Annotated in this window: 31 protein-coding genes and 1 tRNA gene; 20 read left to right on the forward strand and 12 right to left on the reverse strand. The window is 57.7% G+C overall.

Annotation, left to right across the window (positions count from 1 at the left end; all coding sequences use genetic code 11):
* Positions 1-95: 95 nt before the first annotated feature.
* The 12 genes from B9Z41_RS12605 to B9Z41_RS12660 all read left to right on the forward strand — a co-directional run bounded on the left by B9Z41_RS12605 (position 96) and on the right by B9Z41_RS12660 (position 9,090).
* Complete coding sequence (locus tag B9Z41_RS12605) at positions 96-467, forward strand: ATP synthase subunit I (RefSeq protein ID WP_369823337.1); 372 nt, start codon at positions 96-98, stop codon at positions 465-467.
* Between the two features lie 13 nt (positions 468-480).
* Complete coding sequence (atpB, locus tag B9Z41_RS12610) at positions 481-1,338, forward strand: F0F1 ATP synthase subunit A (protein WP_100147431.1); 858 nt, start codon at positions 481-483, stop codon at positions 1,336-1,338.
* A gap of 48 nt (positions 1,339-1,386) precedes the next feature.
* On the forward strand, positions 1,387-1,635 hold the full coding sequence (atpE, locus tag B9Z41_RS12615) for a F0F1 ATP synthase subunit C (protein WP_100147432.1): 249 nt from the start codon (positions 1,387-1,389) through the stop codon (positions 1,633-1,635).
* 30 nt (positions 1,636-1,665) lie between these two features.
* A complete protein-coding gene (locus B9Z41_RS12620; RefSeq protein ID WP_100147433.1) occupies positions 1,666-2,136 on the forward strand; it encodes a F0F1 ATP synthase subunit B in 471 nt (156 codons plus the stop codon).
* A gap of 9 nt (positions 2,137-2,145) precedes the next feature.
* On the forward strand, positions 2,146-2,676 hold the full coding sequence (locus tag B9Z41_RS12625; protein ID WP_100147434.1) for a F0F1 ATP synthase subunit delta: 531 nt from the start codon (positions 2,146-2,148) through the stop codon (positions 2,674-2,676).
* 49 nt (positions 2,677-2,725) lie between these two features.
* A complete protein-coding gene (gene atpA, locus B9Z41_RS12630; protein WP_100147435.1) occupies positions 2,726-4,264 on the forward strand; it encodes a F0F1 ATP synthase subunit alpha in 1,539 nt (512 codons plus the stop codon).
* Positions 4,265-4,292: 28 nt separating this feature from the next.
* Complete coding sequence (gene atpG / locus B9Z41_RS12635; protein WP_100147436.1) at positions 4,293-5,159, forward strand: F0F1 ATP synthase subunit gamma; 867 nt, start codon at positions 4,293-4,295, stop codon at positions 5,157-5,159.
* A 23-nt stretch (positions 5,160-5,182) separates the two neighbouring features.
* On the forward strand, positions 5,183-6,610 hold the full coding sequence (gene atpD, locus B9Z41_RS12640) for a F0F1 ATP synthase subunit beta (RefSeq protein WP_100147437.1): 1,428 nt from the start codon (positions 5,183-5,185) through the stop codon (positions 6,608-6,610).
* 8 nt (positions 6,611-6,618) lie between these two features.
* Positions 6,619-7,035, forward strand: coding sequence for a F0F1 ATP synthase subunit epsilon (locus B9Z41_RS12645; protein WP_100147438.1), 417 nt, complete (start codon positions 6,619-6,621; stop codon positions 7,033-7,035).
* Between the two features lie 88 nt (positions 7,036-7,123).
* A complete protein-coding gene (locus B9Z41_RS12650) occupies positions 7,124-7,573 on the forward strand; it encodes a nuclear transport factor 2 family protein (RefSeq protein WP_100147439.1) in 450 nt (149 codons plus the stop codon).
* On the forward strand, positions 7,570-8,547 hold the full coding sequence (locus B9Z41_RS12655; protein WP_100147440.1) for a YheT family hydrolase: 978 nt from the start codon (positions 7,570-7,572) through the stop codon (positions 8,545-8,547). The genes B9Z41_RS12650 and B9Z41_RS12655 overlap by 4 nt, the downstream gene beginning before the upstream one ends.
* A gap of 9 nt (positions 8,548-8,556) precedes the next feature.
* Entirely contained in the window at positions 8,557-9,090 is a 534-nt protein-coding gene (locus B9Z41_RS12660; protein WP_100147441.1) for a DUF2946 family protein, read from the forward strand.
* Positions 9,091-9,129: 39 nt separating this feature from the next.
* On the opposite strand, the gene B9Z41_RS12665 is transcribed toward B9Z41_RS12660, so the two are convergent.
* The gene (locus B9Z41_RS12665) at positions 9,130-9,639 is read right to left on the reverse strand and encodes a cytochrome c5 family protein (RefSeq protein WP_100147442.1); all 510 of its coding nucleotides are present in this window, start codon (positions 9,637-9,639) and stop codon (positions 9,130-9,132) included.
* A 79-nt stretch (positions 9,640-9,718) separates the two neighbouring features.
* Between B9Z41_RS12665 and B9Z41_RS12670 the strand changes: the two genes are divergently transcribed.
* Positions 9,719-9,794: transfer RNA gene (locus B9Z41_RS12670), tRNA-Arg, on the forward strand.
* A gap of 2 nt (positions 9,795-9,796) precedes the next feature.
* On the opposite strand, the gene rsmI is transcribed toward B9Z41_RS12670, so the two are convergent.
* Positions 9,797-10,708, reverse strand: coding sequence for a 16S rRNA (cytidine(1402)-2'-O)-methyltransferase (gene rsmI / locus B9Z41_RS12675; protein ID WP_100147443.1), 912 nt, complete (start codon positions 10,706-10,708; stop codon positions 9,797-9,799).
* Between the two features lie 13 nt (positions 10,709-10,721).
* On the opposite strand from rsmI, the gene B9Z41_RS12680 reads away from it, so the two are divergent.
* The 3 genes from B9Z41_RS12680 to B9Z41_RS12690 are packed head-to-tail and all read left to right on the forward strand — an operon-like array spanning position 10,722 to position 12,436.
* Positions 10,722-11,111 (forward strand): YraN family protein, encoded by a 390-nt coding sequence (locus B9Z41_RS12680; protein WP_100147444.1) that lies wholly within the window; start codon positions 10,722-10,724, stop codon positions 11,109-11,111.
* 24 nt (positions 11,112-11,135) lie between these two features.
* Positions 11,136-11,735 carry a phosphoheptose isomerase gene (locus B9Z41_RS12685; RefSeq protein WP_100147445.1) on the forward strand — a complete coding sequence of 200 codons (600 nt, stop codon included), beginning with the start codon at positions 11,136-11,138 and terminating at the stop codon, positions 11,733-11,735.
* Positions 11,732-12,436 carry a BON domain-containing protein gene (locus tag B9Z41_RS12690; protein ID WP_100147446.1) on the forward strand — a complete coding sequence of 235 codons (705 nt, stop codon included), beginning with the start codon at positions 11,732-11,734 and terminating at the stop codon, positions 12,434-12,436. The genes B9Z41_RS12685 and B9Z41_RS12690 overlap by 4 nt, the downstream gene beginning before the upstream one ends.
* Before the next feature lie 83 nt (positions 12,437-12,519).
* Here the strand turns inward: B9Z41_RS12690 and B9Z41_RS12695 are convergent, their stop codons facing one another.
* Complete coding sequence (locus B9Z41_RS12695; RefSeq protein ID WP_100147544.1) at positions 12,520-13,434, reverse strand: NAD(P)-dependent oxidoreductase; 915 nt, start codon at positions 13,432-13,434, stop codon at positions 12,520-12,522.
* 118 nt (positions 13,435-13,552) lie between these two features.
* On the opposite strand from B9Z41_RS12695, the gene B9Z41_RS12700 reads away from it, so the two are divergent.
* The 3 genes from B9Z41_RS12700 to B9Z41_RS12710 are packed head-to-tail and all read left to right on the forward strand — an operon-like array spanning position 13,553 to position 14,901.
* On the forward strand, positions 13,553-14,263 hold the full coding sequence (locus B9Z41_RS12700; RefSeq protein WP_100147447.1) for a YggS family pyridoxal phosphate-dependent enzyme: 711 nt from the start codon (positions 13,553-13,555) through the stop codon (positions 14,261-14,263).
* A 45-nt stretch (positions 14,264-14,308) separates the two neighbouring features.
* Positions 14,309-14,590, forward strand: a complete 282-nt coding sequence (locus B9Z41_RS12705; RefSeq protein WP_100147448.1) for a type II toxin-antitoxin system RelE/ParE family toxin — start codon at positions 14,309-14,311, stop codon at positions 14,588-14,590.
* Positions 14,591-14,601: 11 nt separating this feature from the next.
* A complete protein-coding gene (locus B9Z41_RS12710) occupies positions 14,602-14,901 on the forward strand; it encodes a HigA family addiction module antitoxin (protein ID WP_100147449.1) in 300 nt (99 codons plus the stop codon).
* 47 nt (positions 14,902-14,948) lie between these two features.
* Here B9Z41_RS12710 and B9Z41_RS12715 read toward each other — a convergent pair whose 3' ends face one another.
* The 6 genes from B9Z41_RS12715 to B9Z41_RS12740 all read right to left on the reverse strand — a co-directional run bounded on the left by B9Z41_RS12715 (position 14,949) and on the right by B9Z41_RS12740 (position 20,563).
* Positions 14,949-16,451 (reverse strand): FAD-linked oxidase C-terminal domain-containing protein, encoded by a 1,503-nt coding sequence (locus tag B9Z41_RS12715; protein ID WP_100147450.1) that lies wholly within the window; start codon positions 16,449-16,451, stop codon positions 14,949-14,951.
* Positions 16,452-16,527: 76 nt separating this feature from the next.
* Positions 16,528-17,403 (reverse strand): LysR substrate-binding domain-containing protein, encoded by an 876-nt coding sequence (locus B9Z41_RS12720; RefSeq protein ID WP_100147451.1) that lies wholly within the window; start codon positions 17,401-17,403, stop codon positions 16,528-16,530.
* A 6-nt stretch (positions 17,404-17,409) separates the two neighbouring features.
* On the reverse strand, positions 17,410-18,255 hold the full coding sequence (gene purU / locus B9Z41_RS12725; protein ID WP_100147545.1) for a formyltetrahydrofolate deformylase: 846 nt from the start codon (positions 18,253-18,255) through the stop codon (positions 17,410-17,412).
* Positions 18,256-18,318: 63 nt separating this feature from the next.
* Positions 18,319-18,600, reverse strand: coding sequence for a DUF3567 domain-containing protein (locus B9Z41_RS12730; RefSeq protein ID WP_100147452.1), 282 nt, complete (start codon positions 18,598-18,600; stop codon positions 18,319-18,321).
* A gap of 68 nt (positions 18,601-18,668) precedes the next feature.
* Entirely contained in the window at positions 18,669-19,769 is a 1,101-nt protein-coding gene (locus B9Z41_RS12735; RefSeq protein ID WP_100147453.1) for a DUF3108 domain-containing protein, read from the reverse strand.
* A gap of 11 nt (positions 19,770-19,780) precedes the next feature.
* Positions 19,781-20,563 (reverse strand): IclR family transcriptional regulator, encoded by a 783-nt coding sequence (locus tag B9Z41_RS12740; protein WP_100147454.1) that lies wholly within the window; start codon positions 20,561-20,563, stop codon positions 19,781-19,783.
* A gap of 123 nt (positions 20,564-20,686) precedes the next feature.
* On the opposite strand from B9Z41_RS12740, the gene B9Z41_RS12745 reads away from it, so the two are divergent.
* Positions 20,687-21,694 (forward strand): fumarylacetoacetate hydrolase family protein, encoded by a 1,008-nt coding sequence (locus B9Z41_RS12745; RefSeq protein WP_100147546.1) that lies wholly within the window; start codon positions 20,687-20,689, stop codon positions 21,692-21,694.
* A 15-nt stretch (positions 21,695-21,709) separates the two neighbouring features.
* Here B9Z41_RS12745 and B9Z41_RS12750 read toward each other — a convergent pair whose 3' ends face one another.
* The 3 genes from B9Z41_RS12750 to B9Z41_RS12760 all read right to left on the reverse strand — a co-directional run bounded on the left by B9Z41_RS12750 (position 21,710) and on the right by B9Z41_RS12760 (position 24,700).
* Complete coding sequence (locus B9Z41_RS12750) at positions 21,710-22,123, reverse strand: VOC family protein (RefSeq protein ID WP_100147455.1); 414 nt, start codon at positions 22,121-22,123, stop codon at positions 21,710-21,712.
* A gap of 23 nt (positions 22,124-22,146) precedes the next feature.
* Positions 22,147-22,512, reverse strand: coding sequence for a TraR/DksA family transcriptional regulator (locus tag B9Z41_RS12755; protein ID WP_100147456.1), 366 nt, complete (start codon positions 22,510-22,512; stop codon positions 22,147-22,149).
* 70 nt (positions 22,513-22,582) lie between these two features.
* Positions 22,583-24,700 (reverse strand): TonB-dependent receptor, encoded by a 2,118-nt coding sequence (locus B9Z41_RS12760; protein WP_199172991.1) that lies wholly within the window; start codon positions 24,698-24,700, stop codon positions 22,583-22,585.
* Positions 24,701-24,717 lie beyond the last annotated feature (17 nt).

Here is a 24,717-nt window from a genome sequence, read left to right on the forward strand (position 1 = left end):
TTCCCGAAGATGAAGAGAATGCAAACCAAGAAGTGTTCGAGCCGCTAACGGCTGAACAAGTCCAGCAGTTACGGGAGCGTCAGCCTCTCTTGTCCGTGTGGCGAGTGGTGGGTGTTCAGGTGGTGGTGGGTGTCTTGGTCGCGCTATTGGCTTGGTGGATCTCTGGTCGCCAGGCGGTCGCTTACTCGGCGGCTTGCGGCGCGTTTGCGGTCATTCTTCCTGCTGCGTTGTTTGCCAGGGGCTTAACCAGTCCGGTGGCATCGGTCAACGCGGGAGCTGCAGTGTTTGGTTTTTTCCTGTGGGAGTTGGTCAAAATTGGCCTGACGCTTGCAATATTGTTTGCGGCCCCTCACTGGGTGAAAGATTTGAGCTGGCCTGCCATGTTGGTGGGCTTGGTGGTGACGATGAAGGTGTATTGGTTGGCACTTGGCATGCGCCGGGTGTTTTATCCAACGAGTCCAACTTAAAAAGAGCGAACGAATGTCAGTTGAACATGGTCCGACCGCTGGTGAATACATAGTTCACCACTTAACCCATCTGCAAAACAAGCCGATGGCTGGCGTCATTGACTTTTCTGTGTACAACCTTGACTCTATCTTCTGGTCGGTTGTGCTGGGTCTTGTGGCTAGCTTTTTCATGTGGAAGGCTGCGCGCGGCGCAACGGCTCATGCGCCGGGTCGTTTCCAGGCAGCTGTTGAAATCTTGGTCGAAATGGTGGACAGCCAGGCCAAAGGCATCATTCACAGCGCGGAGAGTCGCAAAATGGTGGCGCCTCTTGCTTTGACGGTGTTTGTCTGGATTTTCCTGATGAACGCCATGGACTTGTTTCCCGTGGACCTGTTTCCCAAAATCTGGGAAATGATTTACGGTGCCGCAGGGCATGATGCGCATCATGCGTTCATGCGCGTGGTGCCTTCGGCTGACCTGTCAACGACCTTGGGCCTGTCAACTTCGGTGTTATTGGTTTGTGTGTTTTACAACATCAAGATCAAAGGCATTGGTGGTTGGGTCCACGAACTGTTCTGTGCTCCCTTTGGTGCGCATCCCCTGTTGTGGCCTGTGAACTTCATCATGCAGATGATTGAATTTGCGGCCAAGACCGTTTCGCACGGCATGCGACTCTTCGGCAATATGTACGCTGGTGAGCTGGTGTTCATGCTGATTGCCTTGATGGGGGGCGCTGCGGCGGCCACTTTGCCGGGGGTATTGTTGCCTATCGGGCACGTCATCGCTGGTTCTATCTGGGCCATCTTCCACATCATGATCATCACATTGCAGGCCTTCATCTTCATGATGCTGACGCTTGTGTATGTGGGTCAGGCGCACGACGCCCACTGATTTCCTTTTCTTAACTTTCTCACTCATCCATTCATAGGAGCAACAAAAATGGAACACGTCCTCGGTTATGTCGCACTCGCAGCCGGTCTCATCATTGGTCTGGGCGCTATCGGCGCTTGTATCGGTATCGGCATCATGGGTAGCAAATACCTCGAAGCAGCCGCTCGTCAGCCTGAACTGATGAACGAATTGCAAACCAAAATGTTCTTGCTGGCTGGTCTGATTGACGCGGCTTTTCTGATTGGCGTTGGTATCGCCATGATGTTCGCTTTCGCGAACCCCTTCGTCCTGAAGTAATCCAGCAACAACCATAAGAAAGGTGTTGCCGTGAGCATCAATGCAACCCTGTTCGTCCAGATGATCGTATTTGCGGTTCTGGTGTGGTTCACGATGAAATTCGTGTGGCCCCCAATCGCAAACGCGCTTGACGAACGTTCAGAAAAAATTGCCCATGGATTGGCTGCGGCCGAACATGCCAAGATTGAACTCTCTAATGCACACAAAGAGGTGGAACTCAAGCTGGCTGAAACCCGCAATGAATCCACTACTTTGTTGGCTGACGCTGAGCGCCGCGCGCAACACTTGATCGACGAAGCCAAGGCTCGCGCCTCGGAAGAAGCGAAGAAAATTGTTGCTGCTGCTCAGGTGGAAGCCGAGCAACAAGTCGTGAAAGCCCGTGAAGCCTTGCGTGAGCAAGTTGCCGTGCTGGCTGTCAAAGGTGCTGAGCAGATTCTCCGTAAGGAAGTCAACGCCAGTGTCCATGCCGACTTGTTGGGCCGTCTCAAGACTGAGCTGTAAGAGGAAGACATGGCCGAACTTGCCACCATTGCCCGCCCTTACGCGGAAGCCTTGTACAAAGCTTCGCTGTCTGACTTGAGCGCCACTGCTGTTTGGCTTGATGAGCTGGTAGCGATTGGCGCCAACGCTCAGTTGCTACAGTTTGCTGACAATCCTAAAGTGACCGCTGAGCAAGTGTTTCAGCTGATCTCTGGCATTGCCAAATCCAAACTGCCAACAACTGCGCAAAACTTTTTGCGTGCCGTGATCGACAACGGTCGATTGAGCGCATTGCCAGAAGTCGCAGCTCAGTTCCGCGAGCATTTGAACAAACAAAATGGTTCGTCAGATGCCGTGGTTTACAGCGCATACGACATCGATGCAGCCTCTCTTGCTCAAGTGAGCGACGCTTTGCAAAAGCGTTTTGGGCGTGCTTTGAACGTGTCCGTCAAGCTGGAGCCTGAGCTGATTGGTGGTATTCGTGTGGTGGTGGGTGATGAGGTGTTGGACACTTCTATCAAAGCCCGTCTGGATCAAATGAAAGTGGCGTTGACCGCCTGAGCCGCCGGCTTCAGGAGCGTCAACCCTAACAAGAAAGAAGGAAAGAGTCATGCAACTCAATCCCGCAGAAATCTCTGAACTTATCAAGACCCGTATTGAAGGTCTGACGTCGAGCGCCGATGTTCGCAACCAAGGCACCGTGTTGTCGGTGACCGACGGTATCGTCCGTGTCCACGGTCTGTCTGATGTGATGCAGGGCGAGATGTTGGAGTTCCCAAACAACACTTTTGGCCTGGCCCTCAACCTTGAGCGTGACTCGGTGGGTGCGGTGATCTTGGGCGAGTACGAGCACATCTCCGAAGGCGACACTGTCAAATGTACCGGTCGCATCTTGGAAGTGCCTGTTGGCCCCGAGCTGATTGGCCGTGTGGTGAATGCATTGGGTCAGCCTATTGACGGCAAAGGCCCCATCAACGCCAAGATGACCGACGTGATTGAAAAAGTGGCGCCTGGTGTGATCGCTCGCGAATCAGTGAGCCAGCCCATGCAAACGGGTTTGAAGTCCATTGACTCCATGGTCCCCGTGGGTCGCGGTCAGCGCGAATTGATCATTGGTGACCGTCAGACTGGTAAAACCGCTGTCGCGATTGACGCCATCATCAACCAAAAAGGTCAGAACATGACCTGCGTTTATGTTGCGATTGGCCAAAAAGCCTCATCGATCAAAAACGTGGTGCGTGCCTTGGAACAAGCTGGCGCGATGGAATACACCATTGTGGTGGCGGCCTCGGCCTCTGAGTCTGCTGCCATGCAGTACGTGTCAGCCTACTCAGGTTGCACGATGGGCGAATACTTCCGCGATCGTGGTGAAGACGCCCTGATCGTGTACGACGATTTGTCCAAACAAGCCGTGGCTTACCGCCAAGTGTCTTTGCTGTTGCGTCGTCCTCCAGGCCGCGAAGCTTACCCTGGCGACGTTTTCTATCTCCACAGCCGCTTGCTGGAGCGTGCTGCCCGTGTGAACGCCGACTACGTCGAAGCTTTCACCAAAGGTGCAGTCAAAGGCAAAACAGGTTCATTGACGGCATTGCCTATCATTGAAACCCAAGCCGGTGACGTGTCCGCCTTCGTGCCAACCAACGTGATTTCGATCACTGACGGTCAAATCTTCTTGGAAACCTCGTTGTTCAACGCTGGTATCCGCCCTGCGATCAACGCCGGTATCTCGGTGTCTCGTGTGGGTGGCGCGGCTCAAACCAAGCTGATCAAGAATTTGTCCGGCGGTATTCGTACCGACTTGGCGCAATACCGTGAATTGGCCGCGTTTGCGCAGTTCGCTTCTGACCTGGACGAAGCCACACGTAAACAGCTCGACCGTGGTGCGCGTGTGACTGAGCTGCTCAAGCAAGCTCAATACAGCCCGCAACCGATCAGCTTGATGGGTGCCACGTTGTTCGCCGTGAACAAAGGCTTTTTGGATGATGTTGAAGTCAAGCAAGTGCTGCACTTTGAACATGAGTTGCATGCTTACCTCAAAGACAAGCATGCCGCTTTGTTGGCCAAACTCGAAGCCGACAAAGCCATGGACAAAGACGCTGAAGCTGAATTGAATGCAGCTGTTGCCGCATTCAAGAAAACTTTTGCTTGAACTTACCTGACCATACAAGGAGCCTCTGATGGCAGCAGGTAAGGAAATACGCGGCAAGATCAAATCGGTGGAAAACACCAAGAAGATCACCAAGGCCATGGAAATGGTGGCCGCGTCCAAAATGCGAAAAGCGCAAGACCGGATGCGTGCTGCGCGTCCGTACAGCGAAAAAATTCGTCACGTGGCCGCCAACCTGGGCAAAGCCAATCCTGAGTATGTGCATCCATTCATGGAGATCAACCAAGCTAAGGCTGCAGGCCTGATCGTGGTGACCACAGACAAAGGCTTGTGCGGTGGTTTGAATACCAACGTGCTGCGCGCTGTGACGCACAAGTTGCGTGACTTGCAAGCGGAAGGCATGTCAGCACAAGCTGTGGCCATTGGCAACAAGGGCTTGGGTTTCTTGAACCGCTCAGGCGTCAAAGTTGTATCGCAGGCCACTCAATTAGGCGACACGCCTCACTTGGACAAGCTGATTGGCCCCGTCAAAGTGTTGTTGGATGCCTATGTGAACGGCGAAATCAACGCGGTGTACCTGTGCTTCACGCGTTTCATCAACACGATGAAGCAAGAGTCCGTTGTTGAGCAATTGCTGCCTTTGTCTGCGGACAAACTCAAGGTGCACGAAGGCCAGCGCAGCTGGGATTACATCTACGAACCCGATGCACATGTCGTCATTGACGAGCTGTTGATTCGCTACGTAGAGGCCTTGGTTTATCAAGCCGTGGCTGAAAGTATGGCGTCCGAGCAGTCGGCACGCATGGTGGCGATGAAGTCCGCGACCGACAACGCTGGGAACGTGATCAACGAACTCAAACTGGTTTACAACAAGACGCGTCAAGCAGCGATCACGAAGGAACTCTCCGAGATCGTCGCTGGTGCGGCTGCTGTCTGATTTTAATTTTTGGAGCAAAGAGTATGGCTCATGAGACCACCCACATGAACGCTGGCGTTCAGGGCAAGATAGTTCAATGTATTGGCGCTGTGGTGGACGTCGAGTTCCCACGCGACCACATGCCCAAGGTGTATGACGCACTCAAGCTCGAGGGCACGGCCCTGACGCTGGAAGTGCAGCAGCAACTGGGTGACGGTATCGTCCGTACCATCGCACTCGGAACCTCTGATGGTTTGCGTCGCGGTTTGATGGTTACCAACACCGGTGCTGCGATCACGGTTCCTGTGGGTAAAGCCACGCTGGGCCGCATCATGGACGTGTTGGGTAACGCCATCGACGAACGTGGTCCTGTTGACATGACGCAAAGCGCGTCGATCCACCGCAAGGCACCTGCTTATGACGAACTCAGCCCCTCGCAAGAGTTGCTTGAGACCGGCATCAAAGTGATTGACTTGGTTTGCCCGTTCGCCAAAGGCGGTAAGGTCGGTTTGTTTGGTGGCGCCGGTGTGGGCAAGACCGTGAACATGATGGAGCTCATCAACAACATCGCCAAAGCGCACAGCGGTTTGTCCGTGTTCGCAGGTGTGGGTGAGCGTACCCGTGAAGGTAACGACTTCTACCACGAGATGGCTGACTCTGGCGTGGTGAACCTGGAAAACTTGGGTGAATCCAAAGTGGCCATGGTGTACGGTCAAATGAACGAGCCACCTGGTAACCGTTTGCGCGTGGCCTTGACGGGTCTGACCATCGCCGAGTCCTTCCGTGACGAAGGCCGCGACGTGTTGTTCTTCGTGGACAACATCTACCGTTACACCTTGGCTGGTACCGAAGTGTCAGCATTGTTGGGTCGTATGCCTTCTGCTGTGGGCTACCAGCCTACATTGGCAGAAGAAATGGGCCGCTTACAAGAGCGTATTACGTCTACCAAAGTGGGTTCGATCACGTCCATTCAGGCCGTGTACGTGCCAGCTGACGACTTGACCGACCCATCGCCTGCGACCACCTTTGCTCACTTGGATTCAACGGTTGTGTTGAGCCGTGACATTGCTGCACTGGGTATCTACCCCGCTGTGGATCCTTTGGACTCCACCAGCCGTCAGTTGGATCCGCTGGTTGTTGGTGAAGAGCACTACGCCACTGCGCGTGCCGTGCAAGGCACCTTGCAACGCTACAAAGAATTGCGTGACATCATTGCAATTTTGGGTATGGATGAGTTGGCTCCCGAAGACAAGCTGGCCGTTGCCCGCGCTCGTAAGATTCAACGCTTCTTGTCACAGCCTTTCCACGTCGCAGAAGTGTTCACTGGTTCGCCCGGTAAATACGTGACTTTGGCTGAAACAATTCGTGGCTTCAAGATGATCACCAACGGCGAGTGTGACCACCTGCCAGAGCAGGCCTTCTACATGGTCGGCACCATCGACGAAGCCTTCGAAAAAGCTAAAAAGATCTGAGAGATCCTATGAGTACCATCCACGTAGATGTCGTCAGTGCAGAAGAGTCCATCTTCTCTGGCGAAGCCACTTTTGTGGCTTTGCCAGGCGAAGCTGGCGAGCTCGGTATCTATCCGCGCCATACGCCACTGATCACGCGCATTCGACCCGGTTCGGTGCGCATCCAAACGGCTGATGGTGGCGAAGAATTCGTGTTCGTGGCTGGTGGCATTCTTGAAGTGCAGCCTGACTGCGTCACGGTCATGTCTGACACTGCGGTGCGCGGCAAAGACCTGGACGAAGAAAAAGCCAACCTAGCCAAGCAAGCGGCAGAAGAAGCCATCAAGAATGCAAAAAGCGATGTCGATATGGCGCGTGCGCGTTCTGAATTGAGCATCTTGGTTGCTGAGCTGGCTGCCTTGCGTCGCTATCGCGGCAAACGATAACCGACCTCAACGCTGAATATGAAAAGCCCCCGTCTTTGGACTGGGGCTTTTTTTCATGGAGGCACGAAATCAAGAGACAATTTGAGCTATGCCCAAAGCCAAATTACGCGCAGCCACAGTTGGCGGTTCTGCCGATGAGATCGAATCTTCGTTCTATGAGGCGCTGCAAACCGGCGACCTCGACAAACTCATGGCTTGCTGGTCCGATGACGATGACATCGTCTGTGTTCACCCCGGCGGGCCGCGTTTGATTGGCAGTACAGCCATACGCACAGCTTTTGAGGCCATGTTTGCAAATGGCACCATCAACGCAAAGCCCCAACAGGTGTGCAAGGTGGAGTCTTTGACCAGTGCCATGCACAACGTGGTTGAACGCATTGCCATTCTGACCAATGAAGGCGCGCAAGAGGCGCTAGTTGTCGCGACCAATGTGTACCAACGCACGCCACAAGGTTGGCGCATGGTCGCCCACCACGCCAGTCCAGGCACGGCGGCGGGTGTGGCCGATACACAGGGCGTACCTCAGGTGTTGCATTGACTTGGGCTTACCGATCTCCTGGGTGGCTGCCTGGGGGCAACCTCCAAACCATCTATGCCGCCAAACTGGCAACTGCACAATCATTGCCAGATGCAGCCTGGCAGCGCGAACGCTGGCCCACACCTGACGGCGACTTTGTGGATGTGGATTGGGTCAATCGCGACCTGACTGGACCCAGGCCGCTGCTGGTGCTCTTTCACGGCTTGGAAGGTTCTTCAAGCAGCCATTACTCACAATCCTTTGCAGCACAGGCCAAACAGCGTGGTTGGCGTATGGCGCTGCCGCATTTCAGAGGATGCAGCGGTGAAATCAATTTGGCTCCGAGGGCTTACCACTCGGGAGACTTTCAAGAAATTGATTGGATGTTGCAGCAGTGCCAACAGTTACACCAGGGCCCTTTGCTGGCCGCAGGCATTTCGCTCGGCGGTAACGCGTTGCTACGTTGGGCCGGAGAAGCAGGGCATGCGGCACACCACATGATTCAGGGCGCAGCATCTGTTTGCGCACCGCTAGATTTGACCGCCAGTGGACAAGCGATGGGTCAAGGCTTCAACCGGTGGGTCTACACGCGTATGTTTTTGCAAACCATGAAACCACGTGCTTTGGAAAAACTGGTGCAATACCCGAGCTTGTTTGACCGCGATGCACTGCTGGCAGCACACACCTTGTACGCGTTTGACAACGTCTTCACTGCGCCACTGCACGGTTTTAAAGATACGGATGACTATTGGCTGCGCGCCTCAGCCAAACCCGTTCTGGCGGACATCCGTGTCCCCGCATTGGTACTCAATGCGCGCAACGACCCCTTTGTGCCTGCTTGGTGTTTGCCGCGGGCGAATGAAGTCAGCAATTGCGTGACACTGTGGCAACCGCAGACTGGCGGCCATGTCGGTTTTCCCGCAGGGCCTTTCCCTGCCCATGTGGACGCCATGCCCTGCGCCGTCCTCGACTGGTTGCAAACGACGTTGCCCTGAAAGACAGACATGGACGAACTGGTCAAACAAGCCATGGCCAAATGGCCCAACGTACCCGACTGCTATGGCTGGCTCGGGCTCGATGCACGCGGTGACTGGTACATGCGTGACGACAGCGTACAAGCCTTGGGGCCTTTTTCACGAAACAAAGGCTCCAAGCTTCAGCACGACAAACTCAAGGCCTTCATTGCACGCAATTATTTGGCCGATGCACAAGGGCGGTGGTATTTTCAAAACGGTCCGCAGCGTGTCTTTGTGGAACTAGAAATTACACCGTGGGTGTGGTTGTTGCAACCCGATGGCTCGGTGCAGGCACACACAGGGCAGACCGTGTGCCCGCAACGTTGCTTTGTCGACGAACAAGGCCATGTGTACCTAGAAACCGATGTTGGTTTTGGCCTCGTCCACAGCCAAGATGTGGGCGTTGCGGCGCAGCACGTTGAAACGGGGCTGTGGGTGCCGCAGCACATACAGACACAAGATATGGCGCATCGATTTGGTTTTGTCCTGAGCCCACAGAACGCGCTTCAACAGCAGGCATAAAAAAACCGGCCTAGGCCGGTTTTTTGGAGAAAGCGTCAATCACTTGGCAGCTTCAGGCTTCTTGGGTTCTTTGAACTTGGCACCACCTGCGTTGGCCATATAGACCACCGCATTGCCGATTTCGATATCGTCAAAATCGCCACCACCTTGTGCGCCCATGGCGCCTTTGCCTTTGAGAGCAGAGTTCCACAAGGTATCAAAGCCCTTCGCAATACGTGGGCCCCAAGCACTGGCATCACCAAACTTGGGTGCGCCAGCAGCACCTGCTGTGTGGCAAGCTGTGCATTGCGCCTTGAACACTTCTTCGCCGGTTTTCATGGCGCGGTTGGCATCACGGATTTCAACCGAACCCACCTTTTGAATGCGCTCAGCCACTGCCTCAGGTGCGTTGGACGAACCAGCTTGTGGTTTGTTGGCAGAGGTCACGTAAAAGACCAAACCGATGATGATGAACACCGGAAGAACAAACGAATAAAACACAGCCAGCAGCAATTGCTTGGGCGTCTTGATCGGGCCTGTGTGGTCTTCGTCGTGTGAATGGTCGCTCATGATGGATAGATCCTCTTGGAATGTCTTCAAAACAGCCGAAATTATAGCGGTGCCCCCTACAATAGCTTGGCTCAACGATGCGGCTGTAGCTCAGTGGATAGAGTATTGGCCTCCGAAGCCAAGGGTCGTGGGTTCGATCCCCGCCAGCCGCACCATCTCAAGTGGCGTTTTTCAATGCCAGAGCGCGCTCATACAGCGCATTGCGTCCCTCGCCTGTCAGCTCTGAGGCGAGTTTGACCGCAGTTTTCAGTGGCAGTTCAGCCAACAACACGCGCAGCACACGGTCATGGTCTTGACCCGTTGGAGACACCTCGGCGCGGGCATGTACGACCAAGGCGAACTCACCTTTCAAGCGTTGCGGGTTCGCATCGAGCCAAGCGCTGAAGTCTTGTGCGGTCATGGTGGCAATTTCTTCAAACTGTTTGGTCAGCTCGCGACCCACCGTTATGGGTCGCTCGCCCAACACGCCAAGTGCAGTGGCCAGTGCTTCGATGCGATGGGGTGCCTCCAGCAGCACCTGGGTGCGTGGGTCTTCGCTCAGGGCTTGCACCGCATGTTGGCGCTCCGTGGCTTTGCTGGAGAGAAAACCCACAAACACAAAACCAGAAGCATCGTGTGCCGGGGTACCGCAAGCACTCAACAGCGCTGTCACACTGCTCGCGCCTGGCAGAGGCACCACACGCAAACCGGCAGCACGCACTTGCCACGCTAAGCGTGCGCCTGGGTCGCTTACCGCAGGTGTGCCCGCATCGCTGACATAGGCCACGCGTTGACCTGCTTGCAGGCGTCGCACCACCTCTTGCGAGGCTTCAGCCTCGTTGTGCTGATGGACCGCCAACCATTGCGACGAGGCTTTGTCGATGCCGTAAGCGCGCACCATGCTTTGCGTGTGGCGCGTGTCTTCGCAGGCCAAGGTGTCACACAGTTGCAGCACATGCAGGGCGCGTAGGCTGATATCAGCCAAATTGCCAATCGGCGTGGCCACGACATAGAGGGCCCCGGTCGGATAATGTTGTGCCGAAGCCGCCGCATGCGCGGCCGACAAGGCTGAGTCAAAGTTGGCGCTCATCACGAAGGGGACTATGGATAACCTCAAGGTGCAAAAAACAGGTCACGCCACCACCAAGCAAACGGGGGATGCGGCAGAAGACCTGGCGTTGCGCCATCTGCAAGCCCAAGGCCTGCAACTGGTGCAGCGCAATTATCGGACCCCTGGACGAGGCGGCGGTGAAATTGACCTGATCATGCGCGACGCTGAAGGCACCTTGGTGTTTGTCGAAGTGCGCCAGCGCAGTCGCATCGACCATGGCGGTGCTCTGGCCAGCATCACACCGGGGAAGCAACGACGCATTATTTTTGCGGCCCGCCACTTCCTCATGCGCCTGGCCCATGAGCCGCCTTGCCGCTTTGATGTGGTGGCTTGCGAGCCTCAAGGCCTGCAATGGTTCCCTGCCGCCTTTGACGCAAGTTAAAGGTGGCGCAGGTATCATTGCCCCATGCTCGAACAACGCATTGAACAACACTTCATCGACAGCGCCGACCTGAAATACCAGGCTGCCCAAGTGCTGTCTAAACCCATTGCTGCTGCGGTCTCGGCCATCTTGGCGAGCGTCACCAGTGGCGGCAAGGTCTTGGCCTGTGGCAACGGGGGCTCGGCCGCAGATGCACAGCACTTTGCTGCTGAATTTGTGGGACGTTTTGAGCGTGAGCGCCCAGAGCTGGGCGCCATTGCCTTGACCACCGACAGCTCCATCCTGACGGCCATTGCCAACGACTACAGCTACGACCACATCTTCTCCAAACAGGTGCGTGCGCTGGGTCAAGCGGGCGATGTCTTGTTGGCCATCACCACCAGCGGAAACTCCAGCAATGTGTTGGCCGCCATTCAAGCTGCCCATGAGCGCGAAATGACGGTGGTGGCTTTGACCGGCAAGGGCGGTGGCAAGATGGGCCAGGCCTTGCGCGAAACCGATGTGCACATTTGCGTGCCGCACGACCGCACGGCCCGTATTCAAGAAGTGCATTTGTTGGTCATCCATTGCATGTGCGATGGTGTCGACACCCAATTGCTTGGCGATCAAGAAAGTAGCGAATGAAAAAATTGAACACTTCAACCCAGGGCCTGTTGGCCGCATTGGTTTTGAGCTTCGGCTTGTCGGCGTGTGCACCCGTCATGGTTGGGGGCATGGTGGGCGGTGTCATGGTGGCGTCGGATCGCCGCACCTCTGGTGCGCAAGTCGAAGACGAAGGCATTGAGATGCGCAGCGCCAGCGCCATTCGCGAAAACTTTGGCAGCAATGTGCACGCCAACTTCACCAGCTACAACCGCCAAGTGCTCATCACAGGTGAGGTGCCCACAGCACGCGAACGCCAGCAAATCGAACAATTGATCGGTCGCGTCGAGAACGTGCGCAGCGTGGTCAATGAACTCGCAGTGGGCCCGGCTTCCAGCATTGGCGACCGTTCTGCAGATGCCTTGATCACTGCGCGCGTCAAAGCCGCCATGGTCGACAGCGAAGACGTGTTTGCCTCCATCTACAAAGTGGTGACAGAGCGTGGCACGGTCTATCTGATGGGCCGTGTGACCCAGCGTGAAGCCAACCGTGCCACCGATATTGCGCGCGGAGTCAGTGGCGTCAAGCGCGTGGTGCGCGTGTTCGAATACATCACCGATGCCGAGTTGCAAGCCTTGCGTCCCAAGTCGACAACCGCAGAGCCGACCCAACCGATGCCAGTGATGTCGGGTTCAGGCATGCCCGTCACCTCCAACGTGCCCGTTGCAACGCCGATCAAGTGATGACACATACCCTCTGACAAGAGGGTCGCCCATACAAAACGGCCCGCAAGTTTGCGGGCCGTTTTGCTGTGGCGAGTGACGGCTTATTTCAAGCGCTTGATCAAGCTCGACGTGTCCCAGCGCTTGCCGCCCATTTGCTGCACGTCAGCGTAAAACTGGTCGACCAGTGCCGTCACCGGCAAGCGAGCGCCATTGCGTTTGGCTTCGTCCATCACCAGGCCTAAGTCTTTGCGCATCCAGTCCACGGCAAAGCCAAAGTCAAACTTGTCGGCCACCATGGTCTTGCCACGGTTGTCGAGTTGCCAGCTTTGTGCGGCGCCTTTGCCAATCACATCCAGTACCAGGTTCATGTCCAAACCGGCACGTTGGCCAAAGGCAACGGCTTCGCTCAAGCCCTGTACCAAACCGGCAATGCACACTTGGTTGACCATCTTGGTCAACTGACCAGCGCCGGGTTCACCCATCAGCGTGAAGGCACGCGAAAAGGCCATGGCGACGGGTTTGACACGTTCAAACACAGGCGCGTCCCCGCCGCACATGACGGTCAGCAAGCCGTTTTGTGCGCCACCTTGTCCGCCTGAAACGGGCGCATCAATGAAGTGGATGCCAATGTTCTTGGCGGCCGTGTAAATCTCGCGTGCCACGTCAGCCGATGCGGTGGTGTGGTCGACCAACACTGCGCCCGGCTTCATGCCTGCCAGCGCGCCATCGGCACCAAAAATCACCGAGCGCAAATCTGCATCGTTGCCCACGCAGCAAAACACAATGTCTGCGTCTTTGGCAGCTTCACGCGGTGTGGCTGCGCTTTTTGGGGCTTTGCTGTTGGCAAACTCGCTCACCCAGGCTTGGGCCTTGGCGGGCGAGCGGTTGTACACCGTCACGGCGTGCCCTGCACTGGCCAGGTGCCCGGCCATGGGGTAGCCCATCACGCCCATGCCAATGAAGGCCACATGGGTGGAGGGGGCGGATTCGTAGGTTTTGGCGTTGATGCTGGACATGTCTTGTCTCAAAGGTTGTGGAATGTGCGCTGAATCATAGGGGGTGCGCACATGCGCAGACTGTCACCCAAGCAACGGATCAAATGAAGACCTCCGTCTTGTTAAAGTCAGCCACAAGATGACAAGCTTGAGCGACAACCTCCATACCGTGCAAACACGCATCGCCACTGCCTGCGTGGCGTGTGATCGCCACCCCGACAGCGTGAAGCTGTTGGCCGTGTCCAAAACTTTCAGTGCCGACGACGTGCGTGCCGTGGCGACCTGTGGCCAACGTGACTTTGGTGAAAACTACATCCAAGAAGGGGTCGACAAAATCGTGGCCCTGCGCGCTGACCCTCACGTCCCCGCCTTAGTCTGGCACTGCATCGGCCCCATTCAGAGCAACAAAACAAAATTGGTTGCCGAACATTTTGACTGGGTCCACACCATCGATCGCCTCAAAATTGCACAACGCTTGAACGACCAGCGCCCTGTGCATTTGCCGCCACTTCAAGTGTGTTTGCAGGTCAACATCGATGGGGGTGGCACTAAATCTGGTGTCGCGCCCGCCGACGTGTTGACGCTGGCGCTCGACGTGGCCAAGCTGCCCAGACTGAGCCTGCGCGGCTTGATGACCATTCCTGACCCTGCTGATGGCTTTGAGGCACAAGTGGCCGTACACAACAAAGCGCGCGCCTTGTTTGACGAGATGAAGGTTGTTTTGAATTTGCCGCAGTTCGACACCTTGTCGATGGGCATGACCAGCGACCTGGAAGCCGCCATCCACGCTGGCAGCACCATGGTGCGGGTGGGCACGGCGATCTTTGGCGGGCGTACTTACTCAGTTTGATGCGTAGTCATTGACATTAATCACGCGCCTCGTTACTATCCGCGTATGGCGATCAAGTCTTTCAAATGCTTAGACACACAAAAGCTGTTTGATGGCAAACGCGTTGCGCGTTGGGCCAACATTGAACGCCCTGCTTTGCGCAAGTTGGAACAGCTGGATTGGTCACTGGTATTGGATGATTTGCGTGCGCCCCCCGGAAACAGGCTGGAAGCATTGAAGGGCAATCGAAAAGGTCAATACAGCATTCGCATCAGCGACCAATGGCGCGTCTGTTTTATGTGGCGTGCTGAAGGCGCGTTTGATGTGGAAATCGTGGACTACCACTGAGGTGAAATGACATGAGAAAAGTTGCACCCGTAACACCCGGCGAAATGCTGGAAGAAGAATTCCTCAAGCCTTTAGGTTTGAGCAAATATCGATTGGCTAAAGAAATTGGCGTGCCTGCTCAACGCATTGGCGACATCGTGGCGGGCAAACGGTCCATCACTGCGGATACAGATCTGCGTTTGTGTCGTTACTTTGGCTTGAGCGATGGTTGGTGGTTGCGTGGGCAGACCAACTACGACACAGTCGTTGCACGCGAAAAAATGGGGGAGGCCTTGGCAAAAATTCAACGCTGCACATTGTTAACAGCGTGAGTCAAAGAAACGTGCCGCGTGATTTCTCGCGTTAGACCGAAGCCAAATCAAAACCTCGGCAAATCCGGATGCTTGATTTGCCCGGCGCGCACCAGCATCTTGCCGTACTCGGCACATCGGTGCAGGGTCGGAATCACCTTGCCGGGGTTGAGCAGGCCCTTGCTGTCAAACGCACGTTTGACGCCAAACATCTGCTCGTTTTCGTCAGCGCTGAACTGCACGCACATGCTGTTGACTTTTTCAATGCCCACACCATGCTCGCCTGTCACCGTGCCGCCCATGGCCACGCTGGTTTCTAAAATTTCGGCACCAAACTGCTCGCAACGGTGCATTTGATCGGCGTCGTTGGCATCAAACAAAATCAGCGGATGCAAATTGCCGTCACCGGCGTGAAACACGTTCAAGCAACGCAGCTGGTATTTGTCTTCCATCTCTGAGATGGCTTGCAAGATGTCGGCCACGCGCTTGCGTGGGATGGTGCTGTCCATGCACATGTAGTCGGGGCTGATGCGGCCTGAGGCGGGAAACGCATTTTTGCGACCACTCCAAAACTTCAGGCGTTGTGCTTCATCGCGACTGACCGTGATGGCCGTGGCACCGCAGCCGCGCAACACGTCGCTCATGCGGCCAATTTCTTCTTCCACTTCTTCGGGTGTGCCATCGCTCTCGCACAGCAAAATCGCGGCCGCGTTCAGGTCGTAGCCCGCGTGCACAAAGTCTTCCACGGCCGCTGTCATGGGGCCGTCCATCATTTCTAAGCCTGCCGGGATGATGCCTGCAGCAATCACCGCCGCCACCGCGTCACCGGCTTTGCGCACATCGTCAAAGCTGGCCATGATGCAGCGTGCCAACTGGGGCTTGGGAATGAGCTTGACCGTCACCTCCATCGTCACCGCCAGCATGCCTTCGCTGCCCACCACCACTGGTAGCAGGTCCAAGCCCGGGGTGTCGAGTGCGGCGCTGCCAAACGTCACCGGGTCACCCTCGATGGTGAAGCCTTTGACTTGCAGCACGTTGTGCACCGTCAGCCCGTATTTCAAACAATGCACACCGCCTGAGTTTTCGGCCACGTTGCCGCCAATCGTGCAGGCAATTTGGCTCGACGGATCTGGTGCGTAATACAAGCCGTGTGACGCGGCGGCTTCGCTGATGGCCAAGTTGCGCACACCACACTGCACCACCGCTGTTCGTGCCACGGGGTCGAGGTTGAGAATTTGGTTGAACTTGGCCAGCGACAGTGTCACCCCGTCGGTGTGCGGCATGGCACCACCCGACAAGCCGGTGCCCGCACCACGCGCCACCACGGGCACGTCCAGCGTGTGGCAGGTTTTCAACACCGCTTGTACCTGAGCCTCGGTTTCTGGCAGGGCCACACACAAGGGGCGCGCACGGTAGGCGGTGAGCCCATCGCACTCATAAGGCACCGTGTCCTCGGCGGTGTAGAGCAGGGCATGTGTAGGCAGTACATGCAGCAAAGCTTGCACCACTTGGCGCTGTCGTTCGGCGCGCTGCATGTGTTGCGTCTGTTCGGGTGAGAGTGGTGCGTTCATGGGCGCACTTTACGGCAAAAGTGGTGCCCGGCGCGTGAAGAAAGTTACAGCCTCGTTTGAGGCGGATTACATGCGCTCAGGAGACCGACTTTTTGAGCCAGTCGGCAAATGCCGCACATTCCCAGCGGTCCATCGCGCCGGTGCGCCAACACAGGTAATGCCCATGCGGGCTGGGCACCTGACGCTGGAAAAGACGCACCAAGGTGCCGTTCTCCAGCCAAGGTGCGCCCAGCTTCAAACGCACCAGACCCACCCCCAGGCCTTGGGCGGCGGCATCGCAGATCAGACCGATGTCGTTGAAGCACGAGCCATCCACGGGCTCCGGCCAGTCCAGGTCGTGGGCGGCAAACCAGGTGCGCCACGGTTCTAAGGGGCTGCGCAGCAGCGTGACGTCGGCCAAGTCTTCCGGGGTTTCAAAAGGTCCGTTTTCACGGATGAACGCGGGTGATGCCATGGGCGTGACTTCGTCTTTCATCACGCACACGTGTTCCACGTCGGCATAGCGCCCGGTGCCAAAACGGATGGTCAGATCGGCGTCTTCTGCCACCACATCCAACAGCGGGATGGTCACTTGCAAGGTCAGGTCGATCTCGGGGTAGGCCTCGGCAAAGTGGCGCAAACGTGGCATCAAGATGGAACGCGCAAAAGTGGGCGTCACCGCCAAGCGCAGCTTGCGTTTGCCGCCGTTGCTGCTGCCATCTTTGCCTGGAAAACGCTCCAGGATCGACAGCCCTTCACGCACATGCGCCAGGTATTCGCTGCCCTCGGTGGTGAGCGAAAAATCTGCCCGCCCAAACAACTTCACCCCCAGCAACTGTTCAAGTTGCTTCACCCGGTGGCTCACCGCACTGGGTGTCACGCATTGTTCTTCGGCCGCTTGGGTGACCGAGCGCAGCCGGGCCAGCGCCTCGAACGTCAGCAAGCACTGAATGGGCGGGATGCGGCTGGTCATGCCGGCTTATTTGAAGATCACGGTTTTGTGGCCGTTGAGCAGCACGCGGTGTTCGCTGTGCCACTTCACGGCGCGGGCCAGCACCTGGCTTTCGGTGTCACGGCCTTGGGTGGTCAGGTCTTCCACGGTTTTGCTGTGGTCCACGCGCGCCACGTCTTGCTCAATGATGGGGCCTTCGTCCAGGTCTGCCGTCACGTAATGCGCGGTGGCACCAATCAGCTTCACGCCACGGTCGTGCGCCTGGTAGTAGGGCTTGGCACCTTTGAAGCTGGGCAAAAAACTGTGGTGAATGTTGATGGCACGTCCGCTCAGTTTTTGGCACAAGTCATCGCTCAAGATTTGCATGTAGCGCGCCAGCACCACCAGCTCTGCACCCTCACTTTGGATGATCTCGTACTGCTTGGCTTCCGCCTGTGCCTTGGTGGCTGCGGTGACCGCAATGTGGTGGAACGGCACGTTGTAGCTGGCCGCGAGTTGATAAAACTCGCGGTGGTTGCTGACGATGGCACGAATGTCCAAAGGCAGCAAACCGCTCTTCCAGCGAAACAACAAGTCATTAAGACAATGGCCTTCCTTGCTGACCATGATCACGGTGCGCATGGGCTGCGTGGTGTCATGCAAGGTCCAGCGCATGCCAAAGGTGTCGGCCAAGGCGGCGAGTTGCGTGCGCAAATCGTCTTGACTCAGGCTGTCACATGCGAACTGCACCCGCATGAAAAACAGACCGGTGTCATGGTCGTTGTATTGGGCGGCTTCTTCGATGTTGCCTTGGCGTTCCAGCAAAAAGCCAGACACAGCGTGCACGATGCCTTGGCGGTCAGGGCAAGACAGGTTGAGGATGTAAGCAGTCATGGCCGCGATTGTAGGTTTGCGCATGAGCACCCACCTTGCGCGGGGTCGCGCGGGCGCAGACGATCAGTGCACCACCACCGGGTTTTGCGCCAACTCGGCGTAACCAGCCAGAGTGTCTTCTACCTCTTCTTGCGAGGGGGAGTTTTCTTGCCATGCGCGCAAATGGGCCTGAAACAGCTCCGCCCACGAACCTTCGAGGTAGACCTCTTTGCCCGAGCGCTTGTCGACAATTTCAAACCCGTGGCGCGACAGCATCGGCACATCAGGACGTGCAGGCTCCAAGCCTTCGTCCTGCCCTTTGAGGTGCATCACAGAGAAAGTATCAGAGTTGTAGAGCATGTCCATGGTGTCGATCCGAGTCAAAAGGCTTTGGTGCCAGTGTGACACAACATATCGGCTCGAAACCCACGAATTCAAGACCCTGGCGCATCCACCGTGCGCAACAACTGGTCCACAAAGTCGCCATTTGCGTTGGTGATGCGCAGGCGTGCCGGCAAAAAACCCAGGCTGGGGGCCAGCCACAACTCAATGCGCTGGTCAAACTCGCGCCGTGGATTGCGGTTCAACTTGATGGTGTGGAGCTCACCGTAGGGCAGGCGTAGCAGCTCTTCTTTCTCCACCACAAACTGCCACATCTCCGCTTCACGTTGGGACACCGTTTGAAACGACAGCATGGTGCCAGGCGGAAAACGATCTGGCTCTGCCCCCAGCAGGGCACCCAGTTGCAGCACCACACTCAGGCGGTCTTGCGCGCCTTTGAGCAGCGGCACATCGGGCGTGTTGGCGCTGAAGCTGATGATGTTTTTGTCGCGCTGAAAGTGCGCCGCCAACTCGCTGCGCGACTTGTCGCCAAAACGCAGCGGCATCAGCCCCTCGGCGCCCAGCAGTCCGGTGCTGGTTTGCACCCGTGAGCCCAGCAAAAACGCGCCAACCTCCAGCCGGGCCTCGTAATGTTGGCCATCTTGCTGCCAGCGCAAATCGGCCCAGGCCGAGTACCCGATGAAGCGTGCCTGCCCTTTCACGTCGTACTGCAAGCGGGCCGAGTTTGGCGCCTTGAACGCCGTCATCTGTGTCTGGCCTGATGCGTCAGAAGCGACCCGGTTGAACGGTGGCAAATCCACCGCTTCTGCGCTGCGCGCTGGCAGCGCCACCGGAGCGGTGAGTTGGGCATGCAAGTCTTCCAACTCTTGGGCTGAGGCCCACGCATGGGTGACCACGGGGGGGCGTGCGTGCACCGGTTCGCTGGCCAGAGCGGGGGACTGCGCTGGCGTTGTGGGTGCCAAGGTCGCGGCGACAGGTGTGGGCTTTTGCAGTGCGCGTGGTGTTGGGGTTTCAACTTCAACGTGGCGGGTGGTCAACACTTTGACTGTGGTGGTTTGGGGTGCGGTGGGCGAGAACCACCGTGCGCTGCCGCCCAGCAACCACAGGTGCACCAGCAACACGCCAGCCACCAACACGAATGGGTGTGTGCGTGACCACCAGCGTGGTGAGATGGTCTGTGCAGGGCGGCGCATGGCGGGCCGCGTCAAGCGCCAGCGGTGACTTGGCCCAACTCGGCGCTCAGTTGCTGGGCTGCATGACGCAGCGCCTTGGCCGGGGCGCCGTCCCACGACGCGTCAAAACTGGAGGTGGGCCCCAGCGACACCATGGCCAATGCCAAGTGCCCGTCTGAATCGAACACCGGGGCAGAAAAGCCAGCCACGCCAGGCAGCAACGCATCCACCACGCGCGCCAGTCCGCGCTCACGCACTTCGTCCAGCATGGCTTTTGCGTCGGCTTGGGTCAGGGGCACGTCGTGGCGTTTCATTTTTTGTGCGCGTGCCAATTCGGCCTTCAGCATGGGGCCAGTCAAGTCGCGCGGCATGTAGGCGGCAAAGCAACGCCCCGTGGCAGAGGTGAGCAAGGGCATCACATCGCCCAAGCGCAAAACTGTCATGGCGTGGGGTGACTCTTGCCAGTGCACGATGGTGGGGCCTTGGTTGCCCCACACCGCCAGTGCCACGGTGTGGCCAATCTTGGCCATCAACGGGGCCATGCGCTCACGGGCCAACTTGACCGGGTCTAGACGGGTGAGGGCGGCCAAGCCCAGTTGCAAGGCGGCAGGCCCCAAGTCGTAGCGAGTGCTGGCGTGGTCTTGGTGCACCAGGTTCAGGCGCTGAAAACTCACCAAATAGCGGTGGGCCTTGGCCGCGCTCATGCCCGCAGCACTCGCCAGGTCGCGCAGCATCAGCGCGCCTTCCGACTTGGCCAGCACCGCCAACAGTGCAAAACCGACTTCGACCGATTGGATGCCAGCACGTTCTTTCATGCGTCTAAGTATCTTATAGAATCAGGTTTAAAAATTACGTTTAGTTAAATTTGTTTACCTATACGTAATTATCTGATGTGTCTCGGGCCCGCCTGGCCTGGGCGGACTAACCTGGAGAAAGCCATGAAACTGGCCACCTACAAAGACGGATCACGCGACGGCCAATTGGTGGTGGTCTCGCGCGACCTCAGCACGGCACATTATGCGACGGGCATTGCCAGTCGCATGCAACAGCTGCTGGACGATTGGGGCTTCATCGCCCCCCAGCTGCAAGACCTTTATGAAACCTTGAACCAGGGCAAAGCACGCCACGCCTTCCCCTTTGACCCCAACTTGTGCATGGCACCGCTGCCGCGCGCTTACCAATGGGCAGATGGTTCGGCCTACATCAACCATGTGGAGTTGGTGCGTGCGTCACGTGATGCCTTGGTCCCCGAGAGCTTTTACGCCGACCCCTTGATGTACCAAGGTGGCAGCGATGACTTCATTGGCCCCACCGACGATGTGGTGTGCCCCAGTGAGTCGTATGGCATTGACTTCGAAGCCGAACTGGCGGTGATCACGGGTGACGTGCCGATGCAAGCCACGCCTGAGCAAGCGCTCGAAGGCATTCGTTTGCTCATGCTGGCCAACGATGTGTCATTGCGCAACCTCATTCCCAATGAACTTGCCAAGGGCTTTGGCTTTTTTCAAAGCAAACCCGCCACGGCCTTCAGCCCCGTTGCCGTGACGCTCGACGAGTTGGGCGACGCCTGGGATGGCGGACGTTTGCACCTGACCATGCAATCCACTTGGAACGGTCGCAAGGTGGGCATGTGCGATGCCGGGCCCGACATGACGTTTCACTTTGGTCAACTGATTGCACACCTCTGCAAAACCCGCCGCGCGCGTGCAGGCTCCATCGTGGGCAGCGGCACCATCAGCAACCAAGGGGTAGAAGTCAAGGGCAAGAAAGACTGGCCCAAGGGCTACAGCTGTATTGCCGAGAAGCGCGCCATCGAGACCATTCTGGACGGCCAGCCCAGCACCGAGTTCATGCGCTATGGCGACACCATCCGCATCGAAATGAAGGGCAAAGATGGCCAAAGCGTGTTTGGTGCCATCGATCAAAAAATTGTGCCCCTGGCCTGACGGGCAGGCAGCGCTTTAGGCGTTGTAAATCGTGTCGAGCGACGCGAACCCTTTGACCTCGATCGGGTTGCCAAAGGGGTCGCGGAAAAACATGGTCCATTGCTCGCCTGGCAGACCCTCAAAGCGCAAATGAGGCTCCACCACAAACTGCGTGCCAGCGGCGCGCAGGCGCTCGGCCAGCGCGTTCCAGTCGGGCAAGTTCAGCACCAAGCCAAAGTGCGGCATGGGCACCAAGGTGTCTCCGACATGGCCGGTGTTGGCCGTGAGGAAGGGTTCTCCCAAATGCATGGAAATTTGGTGACCAAAAAAATCGTAGTCCACCCAGGTGTCGGTGCTGCGTCCCTCTTTGCAGCCGAGCACGCCGCCATAGAAACGGCGTGCGGTGTCGAGGTCGGTGATGTTGAAGGCGAAATGAAACAGGCTTTTCATGCGCCCAAGAATACCAGTTGACCTCAGTGGCGGGTGTGTTCTGCTTTTTCTTGGCAGGGGATGCAGCGCGCGGCTTCGGGCGTGGCCTCCAGGCGGGCTTGCGGAATGTGTGCGTCGCAGGCAATGCAGCGACCGTAGGTGCCTGCTGCAATGCGTGCCAAGGCCGCATCGAGGGCAGTCAGCTCTTCGGTTTCACGTTCATTGAGCGCGAATTCCAACTCCCGCTCAGTGGCCACTTGTGCCGTGGAGTCTTCGCTGTGGGCAAAGTGCTCGGTGGCCACTTCGGCGCGGCCTATGGTGCCGCCACGTTGCTCGGCAATTTGGGTCAATAAATTGGTGCGCAGTGTTTCAAGGGCTTGCTTGAAAGCGTTGGCATGCGATGCGTCCATGTGTTTATCTCCTGTTGTAACAAGCCCATCATGCGCCCATCATGGGCGGCTGTCATTGCGCTTCATCAAGTCAATAAAAACGAATCCGTGTGCTGAGCCTGACACTGCGTGGCTCTGCCGGGTGCACGTGGCTGTCGGTGACGGCCACTGACTCGCCCGCCACCTGCGAGCTATAGGCGTATTGAATGTCGTTGTTGTGTCGGTTGGCCAGGTTCAGTACATCGAGCGACACGTCCACCGCGGCGCTCATGTGCCGTGTCAGGCGCAGGTTGCTGGTGATGTTGGCACGCGACGACACACTGGCGTCGGTGGTCAGCGCTGCCGGCCCGATGTAGCGCAGTCCCCAGCTGCCCGACCACGGGCCCAGCTGGCGCACTGCCGCTGTGACGTGCGCCACTTTGCGCACGGCATTGGGAATGGCGTTGCCTTCTGAACTGCTGTCGCTGTAGCGGGGGCGTGTCCAGGCCATGCTGGCGTCCAGCCAGAACGTGTCGCTGGGCGTCCAGTGGTTGTTCCACTCCAGCCCCGTGCGCACGCTGGGTCGCCCGGCTTCGGTGGTGCCTGCGTCTCCCACGTAGACCAGCTCTGAGTCAAAGCGCAAACGCCACAGGGCCAACGCGGTTTGCCACTGTGGCGTGGCTTGGCTGCGCAGCCCCACTTCATGACCGCGCGAGCTCACCAAGCCGGGCACCATGTCCACAGCGGTGCCTGTGCGTGGGTCCACACGCGCCGTGGTGCCGCGTGCGTCGTTGCTGTGAAAACTACGCCCTGCGTTGACAAACACCTCGGTTTGCGCCCACGGGCCCAAGATCAGCGACAGCTTGGGCGACACCTGGTAGCTGCTGCTGACGCCCGAGTTTTCGGCCTGCAAGCGGCTGTCCACATGGGCTGTGAATTGGTCCACACGCAAACCCAGCACGGTGCGCAGGGTGTCGTGCCAGCTGCTGTCGTTTTGCCCATACACGCCCAGCAGTTGTTGTCGCACCGTGTCATCGCGCACGGTGTGGGTGATGCGCCGCTGCGTGGTGTCAAACAAGCCCACCCGAATCAGGTCTTGCCGCACCTGCACGCCGAGCGTGTTGACCATGGGGGTGTGATTCACGCCCTCCAGTGACCAGGCCTGTGAGGCTTTGCCGCCATAGACCGTGCGTTGGTCCCGTTGCCCAAACTGGTCGCTGTTGCCGTTGCCATTGGACGCGGTTTGGTAGGTGAAGTTGGAATACAAGTCCAGGTCGTAGCGCATGGCATACCAGCTCATGTGCGTGGCTTGTTCGGCGTCGCGGTCATGCCATTCGCCCGACAGGCTGTGGCGCGAGGTGCTGCCACCGTCGCTCGCATCCATGGCATCAAAGCGACCAAAGGGCAGGCCTTGGTAACTGCCTGCATCGATCAAGCGTTGTGGCACTTGGTCGGTGGCTGTCCAGTGGGCGCTGTAGGCCGTCAAGCTGGTGGACCAGCCACGCGCGGTGCTGCCGCCGCTCAGCGTGAGCAGCGCATTGCGCTTGCGCAAACCCTCGGCCACGGTCCACGGCCCGTTGTGGTTGAGCACTTCGATGGCGCTGAGCAAGTGCAGGTCGTCGCCGACCTGGCTGGAGCCGGCGCTCAGTGCCCGTCGGTAGCCGCGTTGACCCACTGTGAGGTCCGCAAAGGGTTGGTCCAGCCGCGTGCGGTAGACAAAGTTGGCAGAGCCTGCGGACGAGAAGTCGCCCTGCTCAGCGAAGTACGGCCCCTTGCTGTAGTCCACGCGCTGTACCAGCTCAGGGATCAAAAAATTCAAATCGCTGTAGCCCTGCCCATGGGCATGGCTGGGCATGTTGACAGGCACACCGTTGACGGTGGTGGCGAAGTCGCTGCCATGGTCCAGGTTGATGCCGCGCAAAAAATACTGGTTGGCTTTGCCGTCGCCTGAGTGTTGTGTGACCACCATGCCGGGGATGTGCTCCAGCACATCGGCCGGGCGCAGCAGCGCACCGGCTTGCAGTTGTTGCGCATGAATCACACCTTGCGACGCCGCCTCGCTGGTGCCCAAGGCGTTGCGGCGCTCGGCGGTGACCTCGACCTCGGTCAACAGCGGCAAAAGGGGGGGTGTCAGCGACACACCATCCGCACGCGCACCCAGACATAGACACAGCAAGCCACCCAGCAGGCTTGTCTGTGGGTGTGTGAAAAAGGGGTGTTTGCGCAGCATGAGGAAAGCGAGTGTCT

Source organism: Limnohabitans sp. JirII-31, assembly GCF_002778315.1.
GTDB lineage: Bacteria > Pseudomonadota > Gammaproteobacteria > Burkholderiales > Burkholderiaceae_C > Limnohabitans.

Bases quoted from the DNA above. Each gene is read 5' to 3' on its own strand.
- atpB (WP_100147431.1), top strand. From the start codon at position 481: ATGTCAGTTGAACATGGTCCGACCGCTGGTGAATACATAGTTCACCAC.
- atpE (WP_100147432.1), top strand. From the start codon at position 1,387: ATGGAACACGTCCTCGGTTATGTCGCACTCGCAGCCGGTCTCATCATT.
- B9Z41_RS12625 (WP_100147434.1), top strand. From the start codon at position 2,146: ATGGCCGAACTTGCCACCATTGCCCGCCCTTACGCGGAAGCCTTGTAC.
- atpA (WP_100147435.1), top strand. From the start codon at position 2,726: ATGCAACTCAATCCCGCAGAAATCTCTGAACTTATCAAGACCCGTATT.
- atpG (WP_100147436.1), top strand. From the start codon at position 4,293: ATGGCAGCAGGTAAGGAAATACGCGGCAAGATCAAATCGGTGGAAAAC.
- atpD (WP_100147437.1), top strand. From the start codon at position 5,183: ATGGCTCATGAGACCACCCACATGAACGCTGGCGTTCAGGGCAAGATA.
- B9Z41_RS12645 (WP_100147438.1), top strand. From the start codon at position 6,619: ATGAGTACCATCCACGTAGATGTCGTCAGTGCAGAAGAGTCCATCTTC.
- B9Z41_RS12650 (WP_100147439.1), top strand. From the start codon at position 7,124: ATGCCCAAAGCCAAATTACGCGCAGCCACAGTTGGCGGTTCTGCCGAT.
- B9Z41_RS12660 (WP_100147441.1), top strand. From the start codon at position 8,557: ATGGACGAACTGGTCAAACAAGCCATGGCCAAATGGCCCAACGTACCC.
- B9Z41_RS12665 (WP_100147442.1), bottom strand. From the start codon at position 9,639: ATGAGCGACCATTCACACGACGAAGACCACACAGGCCCGATCAAGACG.
- rsmI (WP_100147443.1), bottom strand. From the start codon at position 10,708: ATGAGCGCCAACTTTGACTCAGCCTTGTCGGCCGCGCATGCGGCGGCT.
- B9Z41_RS12680 (WP_100147444.1), top strand. From the start codon at position 10,722: ATGGATAACCTCAAGGTGCAAAAAACAGGTCACGCCACCACCAAGCAA.
- B9Z41_RS12685 (WP_100147445.1), top strand. From the start codon at position 11,136: ATGCTCGAACAACGCATTGAACAACACTTCATCGACAGCGCCGACCTG.
- B9Z41_RS12690 (WP_100147446.1), top strand. From the start codon at position 11,732: ATGAAAAAATTGAACACTTCAACCCAGGGCCTGTTGGCCGCATTGGTT.
- B9Z41_RS12695 (WP_100147544.1), bottom strand. From the start codon at position 13,434: ATGTCCAGCATCAACGCCAAAACCTACGAATCCGCCCCCTCCACCCAT.
- B9Z41_RS12700 (WP_100147447.1), top strand. From the start codon at position 13,553: ATGACAAGCTTGAGCGACAACCTCCATACCGTGCAAACACGCATCGCC.
- B9Z41_RS12705 (WP_100147448.1), top strand. From the start codon at position 14,309: ATGGCGATCAAGTCTTTCAAATGCTTAGACACACAAAAGCTGTTTGAT.
- B9Z41_RS12710 (WP_100147449.1), top strand. From the start codon at position 14,602: ATGAGAAAAGTTGCACCCGTAACACCCGGCGAAATGCTGGAAGAAGAA.
- B9Z41_RS12715 (WP_100147450.1), bottom strand. From the start codon at position 16,451: ATGAACGCACCACTCTCACCCGAACAGACGCAACACATGCAGCGCGCC.
- B9Z41_RS12720 (WP_100147451.1), bottom strand. From the start codon at position 17,403: ATGACCAGCCGCATCCCGCCCATTCAGTGCTTGCTGACGTTCGAGGCG.
- purU (WP_100147545.1), bottom strand. From the start codon at position 18,255: ATGACTGCTTACATCCTCAACCTGTCTTGCCCTGACCGCCAAGGCATC.
- B9Z41_RS12730 (WP_100147452.1), bottom strand. From the start codon at position 18,600: ATGGACATGCTCTACAACTCTGATACTTTCTCTGTGATGCACCTCAAA.
- B9Z41_RS12735 (WP_100147453.1), bottom strand. From the start codon at position 19,769: ATGCGCCGCCCTGCACAGACCATCTCACCACGCTGGTGGTCACGCACA.
- B9Z41_RS12740 (WP_100147454.1), bottom strand. From the start codon at position 20,563: ATGAAAGAACGTGCTGGCATCCAATCGGTCGAAGTCGGTTTTGCACTG.
- B9Z41_RS12745 (WP_100147546.1), top strand. From the start codon at position 20,687: ATGAAACTGGCCACCTACAAAGACGGATCACGCGACGGCCAATTGGTG.
- B9Z41_RS12750 (WP_100147455.1), bottom strand. From the start codon at position 22,123: ATGAAAAGCCTGTTTCATTTCGCCTTCAACATCACCGACCTCGACACC.
- B9Z41_RS12755 (WP_100147456.1), bottom strand. From the start codon at position 22,512: ATGGACGCATCGCATGCCAACGCTTTCAAGCAAGCCCTTGAAACACTG.
- B9Z41_RS12760 (WP_199172991.1), bottom strand. From the start codon at position 24,700: ATGCTGCGCAAACACCCCTTTTTCACACACCCACAGACAAGCCTGCTG.